4 protein-coding genes are annotated in these 5,689 nt (G+C 39.7%); 2 read left to right on the top strand and 2 right to left on the bottom strand.

Annotated elements, in window-relative coordinates:
• On the bottom strand, positions 1 to 1,028 hold a 1,028-nt coding region (locus tag F908_RS15125; RefSeq protein WP_005165629.1), incomplete at its 3' end, for an MBL fold metallo-hydrolase.
• 1,200 nt (positions 1,029 to 2,228) lie between these two features.
• Between F908_RS15125 and F908_RS15120 the strand changes: the two genes are divergently transcribed.
• Positions 2,229 to 2,630: a MobC family plasmid mobilization relaxosome protein gene (locus F908_RS15120; RefSeq protein WP_004706792.1), complete on the top strand. Its 402-nt coding sequence runs from the start codon at positions 2,229 to 2,231 to the stop codon at positions 2,628 to 2,630.
• On the top strand, positions 2,620 to 4,434 hold the full coding sequence (locus F908_RS15115; RefSeq protein WP_004706791.1) for a relaxase family protein: 1,815 nt from the start codon (positions 2,620 to 2,622) through the stop codon (positions 4,432 to 4,434). Before F908_RS15120 ends, F908_RS15115 begins: the two co-directional genes overlap by 11 nt.
• A gap of 232 nt (positions 4,435 to 4,666) precedes the next feature.
• Here F908_RS15115 and F908_RS15110 read toward each other — a convergent pair.
• The coding region (locus F908_RS15110; RefSeq protein ID WP_005165624.1) for an alkyl sulfatase dimerization domain-containing protein at positions 4,667 to 5,689 on the bottom strand (1,023 nt) is incomplete at its 5' end.

Below are 5,689 nucleotides of genomic sequence, written 5' to 3'. Positions count from 1 at the left end.
GGCCAATGATGTTGTGCAATCAATACATCGGATGCTTTGGCATGCTGCATTGCTTGGTCTAAATAGCCTACCCATTTTAAGGCATCACGGACTTTGGCACCGCGGAGGGTATAAAGATTATGCATGGTATGCGAAAGAATTTCTGCGCCATTATAAAGTTTCAGTGATGGGATAGAGAAGGTTAACTCTGCTGGCGCTTCTGAACCCGGCACGTTATAAAACACAAAATCCAAACCATCAATGGTCATTTTCTGTTCTGCTTGGGTGATCAGTTGTGTAGGCTCAAGGATTCCCATTTTCCCAACAGCAACAGCCTTACCTAAACCTGTATCCACCAATCCTTCAGCATTCTTTGGTAAAAAGGTTCCATACATATAGGTCGCACGACGTATCATGGCTGAACCTGCCATCAAATTTTCACTGGTCGCTTCTTCCATAAAGCCTTGTGGCGCAATAATTGGGGTTTTTCTAGCGTTAATTTCTTCTGTAGAAAGAACGCCTAATGCACCACCAAAATGATCGATATGGCTATGGGTAAAGATAATGGCTGAAATTTTTTGCTCACCTAAATGCTGCCTAGCAAATTTAAGTGCTGCTTCAGCCGTTTCTTTAGAGGTTAATGTATCCACAATAATCCAGCCAGTATCACCCTGAATAATGGTCATATTTGCCAAATCAAAACCACGAATTTGCCAAACTCGATCTGTCACTTTAAATAGACCAACATTATTGTTGAGCTTTGCTTGTCGCCATAGTGCAGGATTAACAGTATTTGGTGCTGGATCATTTAAAAAATTAAACGCATCAAAATCCCAGATCACATTGCCTTTTTCACTTTTAATTTGACCTGTTGGCTTGGCAATAAAGCCTTTTTGCGCATAATTAAACTCTGTCATATCGTCTAAATTATATTTCGTTTTATACGCATTATTTGATTCAATGACCGCTTTTTCGACTTGTCCATTTGCTGCAAAAACAGAAAATGGCAAAATAAACATCAATGAAACCGTTAAAAATTTAACTTTCATTGTCTTTCCTTCTTCAAAATATCCATAAATGTTGATTTCCTTGTCTATACTATTTTTGATATGTGTTGAATTAATAGAAGCTTTTCAATTCAAACATTATAATAACAGCCATCATTTTTTATGATGGAATCATAAAATAATATTTTACAAGAATATACCTGTTTTTATTAAAACTACGCAGTCCTTATTGGGCATGAGTTAGTAGGAGAGAAAAATAAAAATTTTGTTAAAACCTAAAGAAAAACCCCTCTGAGTCTTGCAACTTAGAGGGGTTTTGTCTTAAATTTGGTGGTACGCAGTTATTTGATGTTCGAGCATCAAGTAACGAAGATCATAAGGTTTGACGACCGTTATGATTTCACCTTTCGGCTTGTACCGCTTTTCAAATTCTATCAAATTGATAAAAAATGGCAAGCATTGTATCAGTAAAAAGTCTTTCGTTACCTGACTCTCGTTCATCCAATAAGCAATACATAGACAGTATTCGAGCCTTATCAGCTTCTGTGCATCCTTTTTAAGGAAGATATGCGGTGCATGTGGAGGGAATAAGTGTCACTGGTGCATCGTAGCGATAGTGAAAGCTGAGAAGCAGGAGCTGAACCGTTACAGGGGAATCCCACAAAAGCGGAGCGTTGAGAGTAGTTGTATAGGTTGGTTAAGTTGCATGTTGGAGAAATCCTCGCAGAGATACCGCCATACTTCGACAGGGAGCGCGTGGGGAGAGGTGCAGTACCTTTAGTCCTTGTCTGCCATGTATGTGAAGCATGGTGCGGATACGACCGATGCGTGGCTCCGTCAGCCTAATCAGGTTAAATCGGCAATACTTAGGGGATGTGTTATTTTTTGAATGACAGCCCTTAGGGAGAGTATTGCCGAAACTCTCTCAACGCTCACCATCTGCCTGAGCAAAGCGAGGGCTGTGGTGGTGGTGAGAAAGAGTTGAGTGCTATTGTTTTACAAGATTTATGCCAGTTCTTATTAGGGTTTATATACTGTATCATTTGATTAAATTTTAGTATAAATAATTCTTTCCCTTTTTAAATAAGCAAGGATACACAGTTACCCCTATTTCACTTCGTTTAATAGTGCTAAGCTGTGACCTTGATCAGGGGCTTCACCCCCGATACCCCCGAAAACCGGTTTAAAGAAAAATCAAAGATTTTCCTCTAAACCGGTTAGACCAAGAATGGGATTGTTCAAGTGGAAATAGATTCAGTAACTAAACAGAAAGTAGTACGGGAACGGACGTTTAAAGTCAGACTTTCAGAATCAGAATATCAATTGCTCGATGCCAATAATCCTTTTGGTTCAATCGCAAAGTTGCTACGTCAGTCAGCAGTAGATAAAGCAACAAAGATTTATAATTCCAAAGCAGATGATGCTGAAAAAATTAAATCAACAAAGATTGTTGAATCTTCATATAGCAAGACAGAGAGAAATTTAATCCTAGAATTGGGTCGTATAGGTAATAACGTGAATCAGATTGCCAAAGCGATTAATACGGATATTGCAGGGACAGGTACTTTTGACAAAGTGAAGTTACTTCATTTGTTGATTTCCATAGATCAACAACTTCGGGAGTTACGACCAGATGATCGTTGATTTTTTTAGACATGGTTCAGGATTATCTAAAGGTTGTCTAGATTATTTGCTTGGTGAAGATAGAGAGCGAGAACATGCACAGGTTTTAAGTGGTGATGTTGACTTGACCGCTCAACTGATTGATAGCAGTCCTTTTGCCAAGAAATATACCAGTGGTTGTTTATCCTTTTACGAGCATGCTTTATCTGACCAGGATAAACAGCAGATCATGCAAAATTTTGAGGAATGCCTTTTCCCTGGTCTCGATAAAGATCAGTACCAAATTTTATGGGTACAGCACCAAGATAAGGTGAATCAAGATACTGGAGAGACACGGCTTGAGCTGAATTTTGTGATTCCAAACGTTGAGCTTTCGACAGGCAAACGGCTACAGCCATTTTATGCGCCAGTGGATTTAGATCGAGTGGATCTGTTTAAGCAGATTACCAATGCAGAACATCAACTATATGATCCCGATGATCCGAACAATCAGCAGCTTTTAATCAATAAGAAGAACTTACCCAAGGATGTGAAGGATTTTAAAGATCAGTTACACCAAAGGATTTACCAAGCTGTAGTCGATGGCAAAGTTGCCGATCGGCAAAAATTGGTTGAATGGCTTGAATCGAATGAAATCAAAGTCACCCGACAAACCCAAAAATCAATATCAATCGAAAATCCATACGAGGGCGCAACACGTCCTATCCGTTTAAGTGGAGAGGTTTATGAGCAAGGCTTTAGCGCTACTGGCGAATATCGACAAGAAGTACAACAGCGAATTGCAACGTACCGAGGAACAACTTCTGAGCGGTATCGAGCAAACGTCACAGATTATCAAAGACAGCTTGAGCACAAGAGCCAATATCACAGCGACCGCTATCCAGCAGTCAGACGAGAAATTAGCGCAGAACCTACAGAACAGCTCACAGCAGATCGAGAAGCAGCTCGACCAGTACCAAGCCTTGCTACAGTCCAAATTGAGCCGTTTAAAGCAAATGAACGAGCAGATACAGACAAAAGAACAGCAAGTTCAGAACAAAAGCCTACTGAAACAGCTTACCACTTTGAATATGGCAATGATTTTGGGAGCTGCTATTTTAATTATTCTCATTATTGCGCTCGGTTTTATGGGCAAAAGCAAGTACAACGAGATACGGACACTCAATATGACCATCAACGAGAAACAAATGCGAGTGGATCACCTGAACCGATCGGGGGGCAGTTTGACGTTCAGCACATGCAGACAGCAAAACAGCAAAGCCCAACGTCTATGTATTCAGATCAACAAGGACGCAGGGGATTGGCAGAACAACTTCATGGTGCCGATGGGGTATTAAGTGATGACCGAATTAGAAACACAGTTATTGAAAATCATCGAAGAACAACAGCAGCAATTACAGCAACAACAAACTCAGTTGCAGCAGCAACAGCAGAGTTTAGACGTGATGCAAAAGAAAATTATCCAAGCCTTATCAGCACAATCAAAGGCAATGGAGAGCGTACAGACAGACTTAGTGCAAACACAAAAGTCATTATCGACAATACAGACACAATTTCACGAATTGGAAAAAAATACAGCGACCTATACCGAGCAGATCAATGGCAAAGTCAGGGAGATGAGCCAAATTACAACGAATTACGAGGACGTACTGGAGAAAATCTCAACCACACAACGGTCAGTCTCGTCACAAGTAGCCAAAGCTCAGCAGAATTTGCTCGAAACGTCCGAACTATTGAAGCGAATATCGTCCAAATGAAGGAACGGAAAAAGGAAATGGAGCAGCCCCAACCTAAGCGAGATCGGGGCATGAATTTTGGCATGTAGGGTTTATGCTCGATTCCGACTGTTGCTAATCAAAAATATGGAACAATGATTAAATATTAGGCGTGAAACGTGAAGAATCAATAAAAAAGCCCGACTTAGACAAGTTAGGCTTTTTTATTGATTGTAAATTATTGAAATAATTAAACTAATTTTGTATTTATGTGCACTAATGTGTGCACATAAAAGCGGAGACTTTAATTTGGTAGGGTTCTTTAAGCCCAGTCATTTCATCCTAATCATTTGGTCGAGTGACAATTGGAAAAGTTGAGTCTGGACGTTTAAACATTGCAAAGAATTTTCCAATTTCCAATGGATTGCCTTTGACTTTACTTTCGTTAGAAAGCAGGACTTTTACCCCTTTTATTTGACCTGTAATCATTTTTAGATATAAGGGCTTGGTTACGGTTAATGTTGGGCAATCCGATGCCAAATCTTTACTGTCATCATGACGCTTAAACTGCATGATTGAGTTTTCAACCCATAATGAAAAATTCTCTTGGGTATCCGACAAAACCAGATTGATACACTGGTTTTCATTTTTTAAATTTTCCACATCTAAATTTGTCGCCATGGCTTCAAGAAATCTTTCAGTTGGCGTGTGAATCAATAAATCACTCGGATCAGATGTATTTTGTAGGGGTACATTATTTTGTAGCTCTTGAGCACCCACCAAAAAGAAATTACGCCAAGTTGAAGCCTCAGCAGCATAGCCCAATTGACGATACGTATTTGCCAATAAGTCTTTTGCTTGTTGGTTTTGAGGGTTATTCAACACAATATGTTTTAAAATCTCGGCAGCCCATCTATAGTCAGCTTGAGCATAGGCATCCCGCGCATTTTTTAATGCATTATTCTCCCCACCTGCCAACTCAATATATTTTTTTGCAACAGCTTTAGGCGGTAATGGATCTAAATTGGAAGGATGAGCATCGAACCATCCCATATAGTATTGGTATATCGCTTTTACATTATGCTTTAAGGTTCCATAATAGCCATGCGCATATAGCTTTTGATCAAGTGCCGCTGGAAGCTGAATTTTCTCGGCAATTTCAGCACCATTAAAACCAGAGTTCATATATCTCACCGTCTGATCATGTGTGAACTTATAAACATCTCGCTGGGTTTTAATAAAATCTTGAATATTGTCATTGCCCCAGACAGGCCAATGATGTTGTGCAATCAATACATCGGATGCTTTGGCATGCTGCATTGCTTGGTCTAAATAGCCTACCCATTTTAAGGCATCACGGACTTT

This window comes from Acinetobacter sp. NIPH 284 (assembly GCF_000369425.1).
GTDB lineage: Bacteria > Pseudomonadota > Gammaproteobacteria > Pseudomonadales > Moraxellaceae > Acinetobacter.
Note: the sequence above shows the minus strand (reverse complement) of the source record. Positions and strands in the feature narration are given on the sequence as shown.

What these genes read in the sequence shown, in the direction of transcription:
- F908_RS15115 (WP_004706791.1), top strand. Translation starts at nt 2,620, where the DNA reads ATGATCGTTGATTTTTTTAGACATGGTTCAGGATTATCTAAAGGTTGT.